We start from the raw sequence: 18,585 nt of genomic DNA on the forward strand, positions 1-18,585 counted from the left end.
GAAGCTTGATTGTATCTACTCATGTTATTTGTCCTCTTTGACTTCTGGAAAAATCAAAGACGCATTTAGCATGAGTAGTTTTACAGGCAAAGCCGAAACGGATGATAACCACCTACTGAAGTAGGTGGTTTAGGGCTGAAAATAAAAAAGCTCGAGTCGGACTCGAGCTTTATAGTGTAAATCTTGGTTCAGCTTATACGTAGTACGCTTCTACTTCGCCTTTAAGTTGGATAAGCATAGGGTTACCGTAACGGTCCTTTGCTTTTGGCGAAGCGACTTTAATCCAACCTTCGCTAACGCAGTACTCTTCAACGTCAGTGCGCTCTTTACCTTTGAAACGAATACCGATTTGGTGATCGAAGCACTCTTTGACAAAGAAAGGGCTGCGTGGGTTACCTGATAGGCGATCTGGTAGAGCTGGTTTAGCTGTATCTGTCATGTTTGCGACCTTGAAGTCCGTAAAAAAAGTGCGTTATTGTAGTCAGTGCTTGATTTGGATTCAAGCCTGTCCTGACGGTTAGATGCCCTTGCAGTATTGTGTATTCGCTGTTGGGAAAACCATTCTATCCAGCTGAGCCGTCAGTTCTTCACTTGGCTGAGAGAGGTTCGCCAAGAACGCATCAATCAGGTTTTCTTTGCTGACTCTAACCCTAGTTTCAGTCTCAATATCTCGAAGATCGATCAGTACATCTGTGAAAAGATGTGGTAAGTCTGCCAGAACCTGAAGATTGAGTACATTGTGCTCGCTGTAAATCGAATTGTGGCTACCTCTGTGCTTCTGTACCACATAAGGGTTGTCTTTGAGGTTGATGATGGATGTGCGTTTTTCACAGCGCTTGAGGCAACCTTTGTTGACCTTAATCTTGCGGCATCCTTCCGTCTGCTGGAATAGACACTGGCGGCTGGTCAGCAGAGTGTTTGGGTGGTAAATGCTGTAATAGCTGCGCATGTTGTGAGGTCGTTTGATATGACGCATCTGCTTCATATTTAACTCATTAGAGATAAACGCCCCGCAGGCCGCGAACTCTTGTTGCAAGCACTTGAATGAGTAGGAGTTGACGGTGTTCATCTGTGGCCCTGCAACCCAAGGCAATTCTAGGGTTTTGGCAAGCATACCGACGCCGGAGTTATTGGTGATCAACAGTTGCGGCTTGATGGCTTGCAAAAATGCTCCTGCTGCTTGGTAATCATCACCGATTAAAATCGCTGGAAACCAAGGTTTGAGGTTCGGATTTGCTTGAAAAAGGGCCACCATAGCCTCCAGTTCATCGGCTAGTCCCATCGGCATTTGGTAGTACACGTCAATATCTGGGTTGTCACACAGTGCGACTTCTTCGTTCGAAGAGATGAGAACAGATAGCCTTGGCGATGCTGCCAGTGCTTTAGCCTGAACCAAGGGTGGTAAGACGGGAACATCTACCGCTCCTTTTAGGCTACTGCCAGTATTGTCAGTTTGTTCGAGGTTGAAGTTCTCAGTGGCGGCTGCGACTTTTTCTATGATGGCTGTTTTATCATCGTACAGTGTTTTCTTAACCTGCTGGACTTCTTCTACGGTCTTACATTGATAAATTTTAGAGAAATGTTTTACAGCGTGATCGCGTGGATTATCGATATACATCGATTTACCGAAATCTCCTTGCAAGAAAGCATTGGAAAAGTCTCGGTTGAACACGGTGTAAAGTTCTCTCGTGTCACTTGAAAGCTCCACACCATCACACAGGCGATCGATTTGCTGACGCCAGTTGTCGACGACCGTATAGACATAATGGGATTTTTTGATCCGTCCTTCGACTTTAAGCGAATACACACCGGCTGCTGCTAAGGCTTCAAGATCGCCAAAGGCCGAGTTGTCTTTCATGTTGAGCGGGTAGTGATGCCCTGTGTTAGTTGGCTGATATTGTTCTCGGCATGGCTGGCTACAGCGGCCACGGTTACCCGATGCTCCGTTACGTGCAGAACTGATGTAGCAAATACCAGAAAACCCGATGCAATAGGAACCGTGGACAAACACTTCCATCATCACATTATGCTGACGACCAAACTGAGCCAAGTGACTGATCTCATTGATATTGAGTTCGCGTGAAAGATTGACGCGACTTGCCGTTAGTTGGTTGAGAAATAGGATCTGTCCTTCGTTATGGGTATTCAATTGGGTCGAGGCATGAACATCCAGATCAGGAAAATGATGTTTTAAGATGTAGCCAAGGCCAAGATCCTGAACAATGACGCCATCAATGCTGGTGGTGTTGAGTTGGCTGAGTAAGCGCACGATTGCTGGAATTTCGCTCTCAAGAATCAACACGTTGAGCGTCAGGAAGATTTTGCAGTTGTGCTGATGTGCGAGGCGAAGCACTCCGTTTAAGTTGGCCAATGTTAGATTGGTCGCTCGGTTGCGAGCGTTGAATCGATCAAGCCCACAGTATATCGCATCCGCTCCAGCGGCAATCGCAGCTTTAATAGAGTCAATATCTCCCCCTGGGGCCAACAACTCAAATTGATCGCGTATCACTACTCGCCTCTTAGATAAAATCGAAAATGAGCACGCATTCTACGGGTTTCAGACTCTTGCTGCGGTACTAGTTAACCTTTTATTAATCTGGGTCAAAAACAAATGGTGGCTTTCGCGAGTTTTGAGGATGAATGAATCTATAGAGACCGAGTTGCGTGAGTGAGACCTCTTTTCTGTTGCAATTTATTAGAATTGCTTTAGTGTTATACCTATGTATATCACTAAAGCGTAAATGATAAGGCAGAATTCATGACTGAGTGGAACGAAACACAGCCTATCTTTCGTCAGCTATCCGATCGAATTACCGAGCAGATTTTGCAGGGAGTTTGGTTGGAAGGTCAGGCTTTGCCATCAGTGCGGGCTGTGGCGAGTGATCTTAAGATCAACCACATAACCGTGATGAAAGGCTATCAATTACTCGTGGATGAAGGCCTAGTTGAGAAAAAGCGTGGTCAAGGGATGTTTGTTGCGGTGGGTGCAATAGCACGTCTAAAAGCAGTTCAGAAACATGATTTTATTGAACAACAAATTCCTTCAATCGCAGCAAAACTAACACAGCTAGATATTCCACTGAATGAATTTATTGAACGGTTAACGGTGCACGTTGAGGGTAAACAATGAGTGTATTAATTAGTGCTCGACAGGTAAGCAAAGAATACTCAGGTCGTGTGAAAGGACAAAACGAAGCCATAAATAATATTAGCTTTGAGTTGAAACCTGGTCAGGTCTTAGGCCTGCTTGGTCATAATGGTGCCGGCAAGTCCACTTTGATCAAAAGTTTACTTGGTGCACATCAATATCGTGGTGATATCGAGATTCTTGGATTTGAACCGGTGGCGCAGCGTGCCAATGTGATGCAGCATTTATCCTACATATCAGATGTTAATGTGTTGCCTGAGTGGATGACGGTGGAACAACTGCTTCGTTATACCGCCGGTGTTCATCCGAGTTTTGATTTAGCCAAAGCTCAGCAAGTGATCGCCAAGACGGATATTAGACCAAATAGCAAAATCAAAGCGTTGTCGAAAGGGATGAAAGTCCAGTTGCATCTGGCGATCGTCATTTCGACGGACACCAAAGTGTTGATTTTGGATGAACCAACTCTCGGTTTGGATCTTGTTTATCGCGATACTTTTTACCGCCACTTGCTAGAGTGGTTCCATGATGGCGAGCGCGCGCTGATTATTGCCAGTCATGAAGTGTCTGAAATTGAACACCTTCTTACAGATGTGTTGATTCTAAAGCGTGGCGAAGTGGTGTTGCAGGCGTCGATGGAAGAAGTTGCCCAAGGATTCGTAGTTGTTGAAACGAATCACGATCAGAATGAACAAATCGAGTCGTTGAATCCGCTTTCAAGCGAACGAGGTTTAGGCTCTACACGTTGGCTACTGCGTTCAGAGCAAGCTGAGTGCTTGCAAGATGTTGACCGGATTTACAATGTAAAACTGGCCGATCTGTTTTTAGCGTTGCAGAAGGAGGCGGTGTAATGAATGCGAATGTTTATATGCTAGAAAAAGAGTGGTTGGAGCATAAGGTCATTACCCGTATCCCTGTTGCTTTTCTGATCTGTGGCGTGGTGCTGTTGTTGAGTTTATTGATGAACTCAACTATCCAGAGCAATGTTACCTATGAATTGACCTATCAGAATGATGGTTTTGAGTCGGGTTTCGAACTTGGGAAACAGCTCAGTCACTTAGTTTTGGTTGTTAGTGGATTGCTCTCAATACTGCTTACCTGTCTCTATTTTCCTAAAACGCTGCGTAAGGAGCGTCAGGAGGGCAGTGTGATGTTCTGGCGCAGTATGCCGGTCACCGATTTAAACATGCACGCAGTGAAGTTGGCGTTCGGTCTGCTGGTGGTTCCTGTCATTTGCTCAATGTTGGTTATTGCAGCGGACTTTTTGATGTGGATTATCAACCTAGTGATGTCTGAGCAATTCCCTCTGTTCTTTACTGGTGAATCGTTGTTTTACGTTGGAAGTCATTGGCTAGAGTTTATTGGCCGTATGTGGCTAGTTGGCTTAGCGCTGTTGCCTTTTGCCACCATAGCGATGGCAATTTCGCAAAAGGTCAATTCACCGCTGTTGATTATGCTAATCGCTCTGTATGTGATTAAGCTGTTGGCGAGCAACTTGTTTGCCACGGATCTTGTCAGCCAATTTATTGATGCCATCACAAACTTGCCGCTAGATGTGTTGGTTGAATCTAACCCTATGATCGCATTTGCTAACGCTGGCACACTGAACTTAGCGGTGTTCTTTAGCCTAGGCGTGTTAGGATTGCTGGCGAGTTTGAGGCTCAGTCGAACCATCGATTAATAGGGATTGAAAGTAAAAAGGTAGCTGAAAGGCTACCTTTTTATTTGTTGAAACAGGCTATTGCACATATGAGCCGTGGGCGAGTCAGTTGAAATTGTTCTTTTTAAAGCTGTCCACGTAGGCTTTATCTTCATGCATAATGTGCTGGCTGAGCCAGTTCTTTAAGAAGCTCATCAGTTCATCACCAATGTCATCCCCACGCTCGACTCGCTTTTGGAAATCGAGCACTTGCGCAACCAGTTGGTTGTGCTTTTCGATGTGTTCTTTGGTTTGTGAGTAGTCGATTTGATCAAACAGTACCTCTTCGTATTTAAAATGATTGGCCGTGTAATCAATCAGACCTTGTACGACTCGTTTGATAGAACTTAACCCGTAGTTATGTTTTAGTAAGTGGTATAGTTCATTAATCAAATGCAGTAAGGCTTGATGCTGGCGGTTGATCTCTTCGAGACCAATGTCCAGCTGACTGCTCCATTCCATCAACTTATCTCGCTTAGCTTCCTCTGCGTCTATCTGTCGTTGGTCAGTCGCAAAACGGTGTAGCAGGGAGTCAATCTCACCAGATAGGTTTCTTACGGTAATGCTGGCGAGTAAGGTTTCTTGTGTCGCTCGGACATTGTTGTCTGACTCGTTGGCGATAAGTTGCAAGCACTGCTCAAGATCTTGAGTTTTTTTCGTCTGTTCATCGGAAGAGTGCGCGATATGTTGTCCATATTCACGTACATCATCGATTTGTAGGTTGAGTTCTTTAAACGTGTGTTCTGCCGCAGATGCGATAGCCAGTGAGCGTTCCATGCTGGATTTGTTTTCCTTCATGGTCTGCAAAACATCGTCAGTTTTGGCTTGCAAGTTGTTGATTTTTTGTCTTATTTCTTCGGTCGCTTGTTGGGTTCTCATTGCTAAAGAACGCACTTCATCGGCAACCACGGCAAAGCCACGGCCCTGTTCACCTGCACGGGCACTTTCTATTGCGGCATTTAAGGCGAGTAGATTCGTTTGTTCAGCGATGCTACTGATGGTTTCCATTACCTGACTGATTTGCTGCAACATGCCACCCATTGAACGGATAATGTTTAAAACAATGACATGGTAAAGCACCACTAGCAGTAACCAACCCCACTGCTGGAGAAAGAACAGATATCCAGCCAGCGGAAGAATCAAAAGGGTCATTGTGATAGACCATTGTACTGGGGTTAATTGGCTCAATTTGGATGCTAGCGATTTAAACATACCTTCGCCTCTTATAGATTACCGTTGATCACTCCATTAAATTTAGGCGAAAGATTGGGATTCCCCATACTAAATATGCAAATTATTTTAGTGTCACTAAGCAAGAGTAGTTAGAAGGTAAAGGTGGCTTAAATCGAAAGAGTGGCCGAGTGGTTATCGCTCTGGATTGCACCCCTGTAGAGGGGGGACTGTGTCGAAACGCGCAGAAAAAAGCGTTTTCCAATTAGGAAAAACCTGATTGATAGAATTTCTCACTGCCTATTCCACAAATCTGGTAATCATTACTTTATTAATAAAATGTAGTGATGTTTTATATGGATTGTTAATTTGAGCGGCGGACTCTAACGCTGGCTCTAAACTTATGAAGTGGGAATAGCTCAGTGAATCAGATGGTTGATCGAGATCTTGACGTCTCTGTTGTCGAATTGGACACACCGCGATCACGTCGTGGCAGTTTCAAGTGGCGCGGTATCGAAGTGCGGCTTGGCCTCGCGTTAGCCATGCTATCGATGACGACTCTATTGCTGGCGCTGTTCAGTTCGACCACCTATGACAGGCTTGAGTTAGCGTTGGTTGACCTAAAAGAGAAAGAGATACCAGCTTTGGAGCAAGCGGCTCGGTTGAATGATATGGTGAGACTTGTGATCACCGATTCTTCGCAACTGGTGGTAGCGGACTCAAATCTTGAACGACGCAAAGCGATGCAACGTGTCGAAGAGAGCATCAATGAAATGGGGCGGGTACTGGCACATTTTCCTGAGTACTACGCTTACTTTAAAGATCTCATCATGCAAGTGAGCAACAGCCTTAGCCTACTGTATCAAAGTGGTGAAGAGTCTCGTGAACTCAATAAAGAGTTGCGCCATTTGCTCGAAGGTTTTTATCCCTTGCTTCAGCAGGTGAGTGAAGAACTCGATAGTCTTCCTCAAGAGCAAAAATCCCGTCTTCAATACAGTCAGCTGAAAGCATTGTTGTTTTATCAGTTGGGTTTGGTAGAAAAACTTTATAACGATGGCAGCTTTAATGAGTTGGATTACACCACTTATCGGCTCGAGCAGTTGGGTCAAGATTGGTTTAGTCTGTGGTTGGCAAGTGGCTTAGCGAGTTCTTTACCTGCGCTGGATGAAAAACTATCGGTTATCTATACTCTCGCGTCTCGTTCAAGTCGTCTGGTTCAGCTAAAGAATCAGGCGCTAGAACATCATTATCAGCAAGAATTTTTACTGGAAAACAGTCGTAAGTATCTTCATCAGCTATCGGTTCAGATAGAACGAAATACCGCAAATGTGAATTTAGAGATTGATTCCTCTATCGCTCATGTTCAACGCTCGCTGGCCTCTAACCGTACCTTCTCTCTGGCTTTGTCACTGTTTAGCCTAATCGCTGCTGCGGGTATTTCTTGGTTCTACGTTCGTAAGAATATTTTGGAACGTTTGCTCAATTTGCGTGATGACATGTTCGCTATTTCAACCGGCCATTTGGATACAAAGATTGAGCTAAAAGGTCATGATGAAATTACCCAAATGGCGAAGTCCCTTCAGGTGTTTCAGGCTACAGCTAAAGTGGTGAAGAAAACCAATCAAAAGCTCGAAGCAGAAGTGGAAGAGCGCCGCGTGGCGGAAGAGAAACTGCGAGTGACTCAAGATGAACTGATTCAGGCAGGAAAACTCGCCGCATTAGGCCAGTTAAGCGTGGGGATTACTCATGAGATCAATCAACCACTGACGGCCATAAGCAGCCATACTCGCAGCGCTCAGAAATGGTTAGAGCAGCAGAGAAGTGATAAAGCGACCCACAACCTGCAAAAAATCGAACAGCTCCTCGGTAAAGTGGCGGCGTTGACGCATCACCTCAAAGCTTTCTCTCGCAAAAGTGATGGAAAAATCTCATCGGTTGAAGTCATACCGGTTGTCAATGATGCGATTGAACTGTTTACCAACCGTCAGGTACCGATAGTGCTCGATTGTGACCTTGCTTCTGATGAGATCGTACGGGCGAATCCGATTCGCTTAGAGCAGGTGTTGGTCAACCTGATCAGTAACGCCATTGATGCGGTAGAAAATAAATCAGAGCCACTGATCTTAGTATCGGTGGCACGCGTTGATAATAACGTGACCATAGCGGTCAAAGACAATGGTAAAGGCATTATCGAAGACGATATTCCGCATATTTTTGACCCATTTTATACCCGTAAAGAGGTTGGCAAGGGCCTAGGTTTAGGTCTGTCTATCGCCTTTAATATCATCAAGGATTTTGGTGGTTCGATACGGGTGCACTCTCAGCCTGAGTTTGGCAGTGAGTTTGTAGTACATCTTAAACAAGGCGAAAAAGCATGACGATGGATAAGCGTATCACCCTGATTGATGACGAGTTGGATGTTGTAGAAGCCGTGGGCGAAATGCTCGAACTTGAAGGTTTCACCGTCACTGGATTTACCGACCCTAAAAGTGGTCTGAAATCACTCTCGCCTGATAGTCGACAGGTGGTTCTGTGCGATGTTCGAATGCCTCAGTTAGATGGATTATCGATGTTAGAAGCGATTCAGAGTCGCTCGCCACATTGCGAAGTCATCCTAATGAGTGGTCATGGGGATATTCCGATGGCCATCGAAGCAATCAAACTCGGCGCGTTCGATTTTATTGAAAAACCACTCCAAAGTGATGAACTGATTGAAAAGCTCAACCTTGCCGCCACACATATTCACAATGCTCCCATAGCTCAAAACACCACGGCGGAGCAACCGATTGAAAACGTGATTATTGGTGTTTCTAGCCAGATGGAGATGATTAGGACGCAAGTTCTCGCATTGGCGCGTACGGGTGTCGATACCATTATCAACGGTGAAACTGGCACGGGGAAAGAGGTTATTGCACGAGCGCTTCACCGCTATTCAGCACGACGAGAAAAGCCCTTTGTTGCAATTAACTGTGGCGGCATGACCGAAAGCATCATAGAGAGCGAACTATTTGGTCATGAGGCGGGCTCGTTTACCAGTGCCAACAAAAAGCGGATTGGTAAAATCGAGCAGGCGCATGGTGGCACACTGTTTTTAGATGAAATTGAAAGCATGCCAATCTCAGTGCAAATTAAGTTATTGCGTGTCATTCAGGAGCGGGTGATTGAGCGGGTTGGCGGCAATACATTGATTCCGGTCGATATCACGATTGTGGCGGCAAGCAAGGCGGATTTGGCGGAGCTGAGTCAGCGTGGTGAGTTTAGAGCGGATCTGTTTTATCGACTCAATATTGCCAGTCTGAATCTCCCACCTCTTCGTCAGCGTAAGGAAGATATTCAGTCCTTGTTTCGTCATTTTGTCGTTCAGGCCAGTCAAAAATATAAGACTCGCGCATCGACACTTTACGCCGAACAAATCCAACAACTGTGTCGACATGATTGGCCAGGCAATGTGCGAGAGTTAAGAAATGTGGCTGACCGTTTTGTGCTTGGGATCGTTGGCGAAGGTTTTGATCTTCAAGCGCCTTCAACCTTGAGTAGTGATGGCTTTGCGTTTGAGCAGCAGATGGAACAGTACGAGCGTAACGTTCTCACCGAAGCGTTGATTGAAATGGCGGGCAACATCAACGAGGTGTCATTACGCTTAAATCTGCCAAGAAAAACCCTTTATCGTAAGATGAAAAAACACCAACTGGACAAAGAGAGTTTTAAAGCAAGTCGCCAGATTTAGGGACAAGACATAATTGACCCATCATAGAAGCTTAATAAAAACGTTATACTTATCTGATTGAATTGCAAGCGAAAAGTTTTTGGCACGCTGCGTGCAAAATGGATGGTCGTTCTGGTTAGAAGTCAGGGAGTCAGTTGTATGTTACGACGGAGACTTTTCCCAGTCCGGAACAGCATAAATAACAAACAACTATTTGCTGCAAGGAGAATCAACAGATGAAGCAAATCTTAACCAGTAGTATCGCCCTATTGCTAGGTGTTAGCTCAATGGCGATGGCTGCAAACGAGCCAGCGCAGGTTGGGCCACGCCCGCTATACCTCGTCAGTGATATGGAAGAGGGACCTCTGAAAACTAAGTTGGAAAGCTGTCAGGCCGGCCCATTTTATCGTAGCGACTTCTCTATCGGCCACCGTGGAGCAGCAATGCAGTTTCCAGAGCACACCAAAGAGTCTTACTTGGCTGCGATCGCAATGGGTGCTGGGGTGTTAGAGTGTGATGTGACCTTTACCAAAGATAAACAGTTGGTCTGTCGTCACTCGCAAAGTGATTTGCATACTACAACCGATGTACTTGCTCATCCTGAACTTGCTAAGAAGTGTACGGTACCATTTAAACCTGCTAATCCAGCCACAGGTGAAGATGCACAGGTAGAATGTCGTACGTCAGATTTCACGTTAGCGGAATTTAAGACTCTTAAAGGCAAAATGGATGGGGCGAATCCAAAAGCGACAACGGTTGAAGAGTACATGAACGGGACTCCAGGCTGGCGTACAGACCTCTATTCGCAAACAGGGACTTTGATGACCCACGCCGAGAGTGCTGCACTGTTTAAAAAATATGGTGTTAAGGTGACTCCTGAATTGAAGTCAGCTGCCGTGAAGATGCCTTTCCAAGGCTTTAGTCAGGAAATGTATGCTCAGAAGTTGATCGATGAGCTTAAACAAGCGGGCTTCTCTCCTGATGAAGCTTATGTTCAGTCATTCAATCTTGATGATGTTAAATACTGGATCAAAAATGAGGCTAAGTTTGGTAAGCAAGCTGTCTACCTTGATGACCGTATGTACGAAAAAGAGGGTTTTGCTGCTTCGTTGGAAAACATGAAGGAGCTCTCTGATCAAGGTGTTCAAATTATTGCTCCGCCTTTGTATGCCTTGATTCAACTTGATGAGAATAACAATATTGTCCAGTCTGACTATGCCAAGCTAGCGAAGCAAGCGGATCTCGATATCATTGCTTGGACACTAGAGCGTTCAGGTCCATTGGCGCAAGGCGGTGGCTGGTACTATCAATCCGTCACAGACCAGATCAAGCGTGATGGTGATATGATGAAAGTACTCGATGTCTTAGCGAAGGACGTCGGTGTGCTTGGTGTATTTAGTGATTGGCCATCGACGGTGACCTATTACGCGAACTGTATGGATATCTAAGTTTTCGTTGCTATCTACCGTTAAAAAAAAGGGTCAAATGACCCTTTTTTTTGTTTCGATTTGGCTAGGACAGAAATGACCCAAACATCTTAAAATTAATTGGACACAAATGACCCAAACTAAAAATGGTTAAATTGATGCTCTGTTAAGCCATTGATATTTAAAATTAAAATAGTTGGCACAACCCCTGCTATAGGAGAGGTGAACATCAACAATAACGTGAATGTAAGGTTCTAATATGAAAAACAGTGTAAAAGGATTGTTAATCGCTGGTTCTTTGCTGCTGCCATCAATGGCGATGGCAAGTGAGTGTACTTATCGTGGGGTACTGGATGATAGATACTGTGATGAAAATAAAGACTTAGTGGCTGACGCGCCCAAAGATGCGAGTGAGTGGATTGATCCAAGTACACTCGTATTTACCTACACTCCCGTTGAGGACCCTGCTCTGTACAAGGATGCATTTGCAGATTTTCAGGCGCACCTAAGCAAAATTACCGGTAAAAAAGTCATCTATTACACCGTTCACTCTAACTCAGCTCAGGTTGAGGCGATGCGTTCAGGCCGTCTTCATGTTGCTGGTTTCTCAACGGGTCCAACGGGCTACGCTGTTAACCTTGCGGGTTACGTACCGATCGCTGTTAAAGGTGATGAGTCAGGTTTCCAAGGTTACAACCTAATTACCATCGTCCGTAAAGACAGTGGCATCAATGAAATGGCGGATCTGAAAGGTAAGAAAGTCGCGCATACGTCAGCGTCTTCCAACTCTGGTAACCTTGCTCCGCGCGCTCTATTCCCAGCTCAAGGCCTCGTACCGGATCAAGATTACAAAGTGCTTTACTCTGGTAAGCATGACCAATCTATCCTAGGTGTTTACAACGGTGACTACGATGCTGCCCCAGTTGCTTCAGATGTGTATGACCGCATGGTTGCAGCTGGCCGTGTTGATGCCTCTGAGCTAAAAATTATCTACCGTAGCCCACGTTTCCCAACTTCTGCATTTGGCTACGCATACAACCTGAAACCAGAGCTTGTAGAGAAGATCAACGAAGCCTTCTTCAGCTACCGCTTTACCAAAGAGATGAGCGATGCGTTTAAAGGCGCTGACCGTTTCTCACCAATTACTTACCAAGAAGATTGGTCAGTTATCCGTGATATTGCCCATGCGACAGGTACCGCTTACACCAAAGCCGGTCTGAAAAAACTGGCTGAAAAAGATGCAGCTAAGCGCGCTAAGAAGAAAGCGGAAGAGTTAGCAAAGCAAGCTAAGACGCAATAATCCTTTAACAAACCCATCATTCTAAAAAAATGTACGGTGTCCTCGTGTGTAGGGCACAGGGCACCGTACACCCATAAGAAAACAAGGAATAGTAGTATGGCCGTAGCGAGCTATGACGGAATAAAGATCAATAACCTTTTTCATCAATACGTGGCAGGCAAGCCAATCCTTAAAGGTATCGACATCAATATCGACCAACCGGGTATCATTGCCATCATCGGCCCGTCAGGTACAGGTAAGAGTACCTTGCTTCGTTGTATTAACCGCCTTAACGAACCAACCAGTGGAGAGATTCTGTTTGAAGGCGAGGATCTGACAAAACTGAGTGGGCAGGCACTACGTAAGCAGCGTCGTCATATCGGTATGGTTTTTCAGGAGTACAACCTAGTTGAGCGTTTGACTGTGATTGAGAACGTCTTGTGTGGTCGTCTTGGTTACATGTCTTCTTGGAACGCATGGCGTCGTAACTACTCGAAAGAAGATCTCAAAAAAGCCTTCGAATTATTAGAGTTTGTTGGCTTGCAAGATTTCGCCAATCAGCGTGCAGATAGCTTGTCTGGTGGTCAGCGTCAACGTGTTGGTATCGCCCGTGCCGTGATGCAAGACCCGTACATATTGCTTGCGGATGAGCCGACCTCCTCGCTTGACCCTAAAACCGCGGTAGAAATCATGGAACTAATGGAAACCTTCGCACAGGAGAAGCAGATCCCTGTATTGGTCAATATTCATGACGTTAACCTCGCTAAACGTTTTGCGAAACGTATTATCGGTATGTGCAATGGTAAAGTGCATTATGACGGCCGCCCTGAAGGCATCAGCGAAGATGACCTAAAAATTATCTATGGAGGTGAGTCATGGCTGGATTAAGCTCATCGACCAAAACAGCGGTAGAGGCGATTGAAAATCCGTTTAAGGCATCGTGGGCGAGCCGCTTGGGTGTCGTAGCTGTGATTGGCTATCTTTTTTATAGTATCTCGACGCTCAATTTAACTTGGGAACGATTTATGGTCGGCTTAGGGGAAAGTGAGCGTTTACTTAGTCGCATGTTTCCGCCTGATTTCTCACGCTCAAATCTGCTCTTGAGTGGTTTGGCTGAGAGTTTACAAATCGCGATTATTTCGAGCTTTTTCGGCATCGTGATCTCATTGTTTCTTGGTCTGCTTGCGGCGCGAAACATGATGCCAAATATTGTCTCAACACCAGTTCGCGGCTTTATTGCTCTGTGCCGCTCTTTCCACCCGGTCATCATCGCCATCTTGTTTGTTAAGGCCGTCGGTTTTGGTGCACTGGCGGGTATTTTAACTCTGGTTTTTGCTTCGATTGGTTTTATTGCCAAGCTGTTTGCTGAGGCGATTGAGGAGATCTCGTTTAAGCAAGTTGAAGCGATTCGAGCGACAGGCGCAAGCTTTATGAGTGTCATTCTGTTCGCGGTTATGCCACAGGTATTCACTCGATTTATCGGTTTTGCCAGCTATCAGTTGGACTCAAACCTACGTAACTCGACCATGGTCGGTATTGTTGGCGCTGGTGGCTTAGGTGGCACGCTTTTCTCTGCATTCCAGCGTTTTGATTATGACTTTGTTGCTGCGATTCTTATCACTATTATCGCGCTAATCCTTGTCGGTGAGTTCTTATCTAATGTTGTAAGGAGAATCTTCTAATGACGACCGCTTCTATTGATAGAGAATGGCAACGTTTCACCTTTAGTGAGCGTATCGCAAGATTTGCTGCTTACCTCTGCTTTGTTTCTGCAATCGTATGGTCATGGCAGACGGTTGAAGTGATACCAGAATTCTTGTACGACGCGCCTGCTCAGTTTGCCGATATGTTTAGTCGTATGGTTCCGATGGACTACGGCTTCTATCCTGAAACGATTCATGATGCGATGGTTGAAACGCTGCATATCGCCACGTTAGGGACGCTATTTACGTTAGTTCTGGCGATTCCATTAGCCTTGCTTAATGCGCCAAATATCACCCCAAATAAGACGCTTAACTGGATTGCTCAGTTCTTCTTGGTTTCATCTCGCTCGGTGAACTCATTGGTTTGGGCATTGCTGTTTATTGCCCTGTTTGGTCCAGGTGTGCTGGCGGGAATCATGGCGATTGCGGTTCGTAGCGTAGGCTTTGTTGGTAAACTGTTGGCGGAAGCGATCGCAGAAGTCAACATGGGCACCATTGAAGCGCTGAAAGCAACCGGTGCGTCATGGGGAAGCATCTTGTTCAAAGGTTATTGGCCTCAGGTTATGCCAGCATTCTTCTCAATCGTACTGTTTCGTTGGGATATCAACGTCCGTGAATCGGCGGTTCTAGGATTGGTAGGTGCAGGTGGTATTGGCGTGGTGCTAAATGATGCGCAGAATCTGTTTGAATGGCAGAAAGTATCGATGATTCTAGTGAGCATTTTTGCGGTCGTTGTACTGGCTGAAGCGCTAGTTGTCCACGTACGTAAGAAACTGATTTAAACAACATCAAATGGCTAGGTGTTGTATTCAAAAGGCAGGGAATACCTGCCTTTTCTTTTAAGCTACAAATACTTCTCTATGGGCAGTAGTTGGAGAAAGTAAGACTCAAATCGCTGCCATCGCCCTGTCTCTGGCTCATGATCATAGATTTGAGAACCGGAAGACCACATCACGTCACCGTTTTGTAATTCTAATCTCCAGCTATTCTTCTGATCCATCGCCTGCAAAATGTTGTCAGCAAGACGCTGTGCGACATCAAGGTCTTTTATCACCAGCAGTGACTCAGTATTTAGGTAAGTCGATCTAAGGTTAAAGTTAAACGAACCAACCGTGGCAACACGATCGTCAAACACCGCAGATTTTGAGTGAAGGCCATAACCGATGGCAGGCGCACACTTGTTAGCATCTTTGGTTGAAATCTCACACACCTCAGCGTTGGGCTTCAATTCATACAGTTTAATGCCGTGTTCGAGCATATCTTCGCGTCGACCAGCGTAACCAGAATGGTTAGTGATCAGATCATTAGACGCCATAGAATTGGTTAAGGCTTTAATCTCGACACCACCACGAGTCAGTACTTGCATTGCTTCTAGCTGTTGGTCGTCAAAGATCAGGTATGCGGATTCGAGAACGATCTTCTGCTTTGCCTCGTAAGCGGAGTTTCTCTGTGAAGTCCATGGTGTGATACTCCTTACTCTGATTTGATACTAAAAGTATAGCCAAGCACCAGCATCAGCGACGTGAGTGGTTCACACTTTATTATTAACAAAGTAATCAATTAAGAACTAATATTAATGAAGTGCTCGCGTGAGTAGTGGAGGTAAACATGAAGTTTCTTGTTCAATTCGATGAAGAAGGGATGTACCAGAACAACGCTTGGGATATTCCGGTACCGTATGTGAAAGGGGAAGTTCGCGCGCTTAACCCGTTACTTGCTATGGTTCTTATCGAACGAAATCAGGCGCACCTGTATACCAATCTAAAAGACCAACGACTGACTATTTCGGACGAGAAACACTAACTAGATCTGGAGGCCAGAGGTGCTACCGTACTTTTAGTTCAAGCAACTGTTGAGCAAATTCGGCAAATCCAAAGCCACCAGGTTTCGTCATTACCCTTGAAGGTTTATGGCTTAGCTTATCCCAATAATGTTCTATATTCTTTACCCCGACCGTGAGTGGGAGCGTTTCAAACATCTGCTGATCGTTGAGTGAATCGCCGACGTAGCAACATGTATTTAAAATATCCAGTTCAGATAGCCCGTGTTTCTTTAAGAAGTGAAACGCAGTATTGCGCTTTGAATGCTCACCATACCAAGCGTTGATGTGGATTGAACTGGCTGTCGCGTGAGCGCCTAAACGATGAATTTTGGCGACGATCTCTTCTACAATCCGACTGTCTAGCGGTTGCCTATTCTGACCGATATCGATGGCCACTTCGCATAAACGGTAGGCTTGATCCAGCGTAAGGTTTACGTCGGGGTAGTCAACAAGGATCTGTTCCACCTGAGCTTTAAGTTCTGCTTGTCGTTGTCGCATGGTGCCAAGCGGTACTGAACTGGACAGAGAAACCCCTTTTCTGCTTTTTGCCAACGTAAATGCACCGTTTTCCCCCAAGACAGCATCGACAGGCCAAAGTTGTGCGATATGGTCACACCATCCAGCGCAGGCGCCAGTCACTGCCACGACCTTGATTCCCTTTTGTTGAAGAGACTGGAGTGCAATGAGCGTCTCAGGTGGCAGTTTGCCTTGCCAGGTAAGCGTGTCGTCGACGTCTGTCAGTACCCATTCGACTGACTTCCATTCCGTTGAAAGAGCGTTATCCATTAAAGTTCTTATTTTAGTTGAGCAATCGCCCCAGTGTATCGATTCTCAACAGCGAAATCAGTGAGGTAGACGGGGCTGTGGGGAAAAGTTTGGCCACGCAGTAATAATCCTCGTTTAGCTTATTGACTATCAACAATATGGCTATGCATCGAGTTGAGCATGTATTAGAGTTAAACACACTAGCGTTATCAGGACACACACCAAGAATAGAGTTTAGAAATGAATTGTTAAAGCGTGTGCCCCTCCAATTTCAAATAAGGAGAAGCAATTGGTAGAACGGATTAGTTACCCAAATTTACCTCAAATCGCAGGGCCTTATGTTCATGCAACAAAGCACAATGGCACCCTATATCTATCAGGGTTAACGGCCTATGGTACTGATGCTCAATCTCTGGATATGGCTGCTCAGGCGAAGGAGGTGCTTAATCAGATCGCGCAGGTTGTTGAGCAGGAAAAACGCTCAAAAAGCGATCTGGTCAAACTGACGATTTTTGTGCGAGATATGTCTAAGCTAACCAGCATTCGGGAGCTGCTATTTGATTTCTATGATGGCTATTTACCAGCGTGCTCTCTTGTTGAGGTTTCGAAGTTGATTCATCCCGAGCTGCAAATTGAGATAGAGGCGGTTATTGCGCTCTGACTACAACGAATCGGTTTGAACTAGCTCTGATGTTTAAGGCACAATAGTCAGTGAAAGACGTCGTTTCTTTATATACAACGTTTTGTTTCTATTGGAGTATCGAAGATCATGGATGAAAGAAGTCAGGCCTATCTGGATCAGTATTTAAAATCATTGCCAGCAGAGCTTGCTGTACAGCACACCTCATTTAGTTCAGATTACTATTGTAACGACGAGTACAACGCTAACCTGTGCGCTGACCTGATTCTCCGCGGTGAGAAACGTGCGTCATGCAGCATGGAGTATTGGTATCGTCACGAAGGCGAGCCGATGCCTCAGGTCGGCCATCTTCAAGTTGTGACTGACTGGCATGGAAATCCAGTTTGCATCGTTGAAATCAGTTCAGTTAGCACCGCTAAGTATTGTGATGTCAGCGCTGAGTTTGCTGCAGAAGAGGGGGAAGGAGATAAGTCTCTTCAATGGTGGCGAGAAGCACACTGGGACTTTTTTAGTAAAGAGTGTGCAGAACTGGGCATTGAACCGACCCAAGAGATGATGTTGGTGTTAGAACGCTTCAAAGTTGTTTATAAATAATCATTGTCGTTGGCAAATGAGCTATTATGAAAAATCATCGTATCAACAGTCACTTATTGGTTTTTTAACGGAGTAAACCATGAAGCACTTATTGCTATGCATCGCTCTACTGTCACTCGCGGGCTGTTTGGGTATGCCTCAAAACGTTCAACCTGTTAGCGATTTTAAGCTCGATAGTTACCTAGGCAAATGGTACGAAGTAGCTCGTTTAGATCATTCGTTCGAGCGTGGTTTAAGCGATGTAACTGCCGAATATGTCATGCGCCCTGACGGTGGCGTATCGGTCATCAACCGTGGCTATTCTGCTGAGAACAAAGAGTGGAAGCAGGCTGAAGGAAAGGCCTACTTCGTCAACAGTGAGAATGAGGGCTATCTGAAAGTCTCGTTTTTTGGCCCTTTTTATGGCTCATACGTGGTGTTTGAATTAGAAAAACAGAATTACGACTACGCATTTGTATCAGATCCAAATACCGATTATCTGTGGTTATTGTCGCGCAAGCCAGACGTCAGCCCTGATGTCAAAGCAAAGTTTGAGCGATTGGCTCAGCAGAATGGGTTCAATGTGTCAGAGCTTATTTACGTCGAGCACAAGTAAAACTCACTGTGTTTAAAAGATAGGAAGCCCAAGTGGCTTC

Annotated in this window: 17 protein-coding genes and 2 pseudogenes; 14 read left to right on the plus strand and 5 right to left on the minus strand. The window is 45.4% G+C overall.

The annotated features are described in order from the left end of the window. Positions 1-193 precede the first annotated feature (193 nt). Both QTN95_RS13980 and QTN95_RS13985 read right to left on the minus strand, forming a co-directional pair. Complete coding sequence (locus QTN95_RS13980; protein WP_006880246.1) at positions 194-439, minus strand: DUF3297 family protein; 246 nt, start codon at positions 437-439, stop codon at positions 194-196. Between the two features lie 78 nt (positions 440-517). Then, entirely contained in the window at positions 518-2,509 is a 1,992-nt protein-coding gene (locus tag QTN95_RS13985; RefSeq protein WP_331417901.1) for a U32 family peptidase, read from the minus strand. Between the two features lie 249 nt (positions 2,510-2,758). On the opposite strand from QTN95_RS13985, the gene QTN95_RS13990 reads away from it, so the two are divergent. The 3 genes from QTN95_RS13990 to QTN95_RS14000 are packed head-to-tail and all read left to right on the plus strand — an operon-like array spanning position 2,759 to position 4,826. Beyond that, positions 2,759-3,130 carry a GntR family transcriptional regulator gene (locus QTN95_RS13990; RefSeq protein ID WP_138971274.1) on the plus strand — a complete coding sequence of 124 codons (372 nt, stop codon included), beginning with the start codon at positions 2,759-2,761 and terminating at the stop codon, positions 3,128-3,130. Next, positions 3,127-3,996 carry an ABC transporter ATP-binding protein gene (locus QTN95_RS13995; RefSeq protein ID WP_331417902.1) on the plus strand — a complete coding sequence of 290 codons (870 nt, stop codon included), beginning with the start codon at positions 3,127-3,129 and terminating at the stop codon, positions 3,994-3,996. The genes QTN95_RS13990 and QTN95_RS13995 overlap by 4 nt, the downstream gene beginning before the upstream one ends. Further along, positions 3,996-4,826 (plus strand): hypothetical protein, encoded by an 831-nt coding sequence (locus QTN95_RS14000; RefSeq protein ID WP_331417903.1) that lies wholly within the window; start codon positions 3,996-3,998, stop codon positions 4,824-4,826. The genes QTN95_RS13995 and QTN95_RS14000 overlap by 1 nt, the downstream gene beginning before the upstream one ends. An 84-nt stretch (positions 4,827-4,910) precedes the next feature. On the opposite strand, the pseudogene QTN95_RS21280 reads toward QTN95_RS14000, so the two are convergent. Continuing rightward, positions 4,911-5,867, minus strand: a pseudogene (locus QTN95_RS21280) (bacteriohemerythrin); the annotation flags it as partial. Positions 5,868-6,445: 578 nt separating this feature from the next. Here QTN95_RS21280 and QTN95_RS14015 point away from each other — a divergent pair. The 7 genes from QTN95_RS14015 (at position 6,446) to phnE (QTN95_RS14045) (ending at position 14,911) form a co-directional block, all read left to right on the plus strand. Beyond that, positions 6,446-8,392 carry an ATP-binding protein gene (locus QTN95_RS14015; RefSeq protein WP_443088872.1) on the plus strand — a complete coding sequence of 649 codons (1,947 nt, stop codon included), beginning with the start codon at positions 6,446-6,448 and terminating at the stop codon, positions 8,390-8,392. Next, positions 8,389-9,741, plus strand: a complete 1,353-nt coding sequence (locus QTN95_RS14020) for a sigma-54-dependent transcriptional regulator (protein ID WP_138971269.1) — start codon at positions 8,389-8,391, stop codon at positions 9,739-9,741. The genes QTN95_RS14015 and QTN95_RS14020 overlap by 4 nt, the downstream gene beginning before the upstream one ends. 215 nt (positions 9,742-9,956) lie before the next feature. Further along, positions 9,957-11,168 carry a glycerophosphodiester phosphodiesterase family protein gene (locus QTN95_RS14025; protein ID WP_138971268.1) on the plus strand — a complete coding sequence of 404 codons (1,212 nt, stop codon included), beginning with the start codon at positions 9,957-9,959 and terminating at the stop codon, positions 11,166-11,168. A gap of 238 nt (positions 11,169-11,406) precedes the next feature. Beyond that, positions 11,407-12,447, plus strand: a complete 1,041-nt coding sequence (gene phnD, locus QTN95_RS14030) for a phosphate/phosphite/phosphonate ABC transporter substrate-binding protein (protein WP_269375362.1) — start codon at positions 11,407-11,409, stop codon at positions 12,445-12,447. Between the two features lie 96 nt (positions 12,448-12,543). Beyond that, complete coding sequence (gene phnC / locus QTN95_RS14035; RefSeq protein WP_331417904.1) at positions 12,544-13,314, plus strand: phosphonate ABC transporter ATP-binding protein; 771 nt, start codon at positions 12,544-12,546, stop codon at positions 13,312-13,314. Continuing rightward, the gene (gene phnE / locus QTN95_RS14040; protein WP_331417905.1) at positions 13,302-14,108 is read left to right on the plus strand and encodes a phosphonate ABC transporter, permease protein PhnE; all 807 of its coding nucleotides are present in this window, start codon (positions 13,302-13,304) and stop codon (positions 14,106-14,108) included. The genes phnC and phnE (QTN95_RS14040) overlap by 13 nt, the downstream gene beginning before the upstream one ends. Further along, positions 14,108-14,911: a phosphonate ABC transporter, permease protein PhnE gene (gene phnE / locus QTN95_RS14045; protein ID WP_138971264.1), complete on the plus strand. Its 804-nt coding sequence runs from the start codon at positions 14,108-14,110 to the stop codon at positions 14,909-14,911. The genes phnE (QTN95_RS14040) and phnE (QTN95_RS14045) overlap by 1 nt, the downstream gene beginning before the upstream one ends. A gap of 62 nt (positions 14,912-14,973) precedes the next feature. On the opposite strand, the pseudogene QTN95_RS14050 reads toward phnE (QTN95_RS14045), so the two are convergent. Continuing rightward, a pseudogene (locus tag QTN95_RS14050) lies at positions 14,974-15,567 on the minus strand (phospholipase D-like domain-containing protein); the annotation flags it as partial. A gap of 170 nt (positions 15,568-15,737) precedes the next feature. On the opposite strand from QTN95_RS14050, the gene QTN95_RS14055 reads away from it, so the two are divergent. Further along, positions 15,738-15,932, plus strand: coding sequence for a hypothetical protein (locus tag QTN95_RS14055; RefSeq protein ID WP_138971704.1), 195 nt, complete (start codon positions 15,738-15,740; stop codon positions 15,930-15,932). A gap of 22 nt (positions 15,933-15,954) precedes the next feature. On the opposite strand, the gene QTN95_RS14060 is transcribed toward QTN95_RS14055, so the two are convergent. Then, a complete protein-coding gene (locus QTN95_RS14060; RefSeq protein WP_331417906.1) occupies positions 15,955-16,737 on the minus strand; it encodes an HAD-IIB family hydrolase in 783 nt (260 codons plus the stop codon). A 268-nt stretch (positions 16,738-17,005) separates the two neighbouring features. On the opposite strand from QTN95_RS14060, the gene QTN95_RS14065 reads away from it, so the two are divergent. The 3 genes from QTN95_RS14065 to QTN95_RS14075 all read left to right on the plus strand — a co-directional run bounded on the left by QTN95_RS14065 (position 17,006) and on the right by QTN95_RS14075 (position 18,545). After that, positions 17,006-17,377, plus strand: coding sequence for a RidA family protein (locus tag QTN95_RS14065; RefSeq protein ID WP_331417907.1), 372 nt, complete (start codon positions 17,006-17,008; stop codon positions 17,375-17,377). A 108-nt stretch (positions 17,378-17,485) separates the two neighbouring features. Then, positions 17,486-17,950 (plus strand): ASCH domain-containing protein, encoded by a 465-nt coding sequence (locus QTN95_RS14070; RefSeq protein ID WP_331417908.1) that lies wholly within the window; start codon positions 17,486-17,488, stop codon positions 17,948-17,950. A 79-nt stretch (positions 17,951-18,029) separates the two neighbouring features. Beyond that, complete coding sequence (locus QTN95_RS14075; RefSeq protein WP_331417909.1) at positions 18,030-18,545, plus strand: lipocalin family protein; 516 nt, start codon at positions 18,030-18,032, stop codon at positions 18,543-18,545. Positions 18,546-18,585: the final 40 nt, after the last annotated feature.

It is taken from the genome of Vibrio sp. M260112 (genome assembly GCF_036533775.1).
In the GTDB taxonomy this organism is placed as follows: Bacteria; Pseudomonadota; Gammaproteobacteria; order Enterobacterales; family Vibrionaceae; genus Vibrio.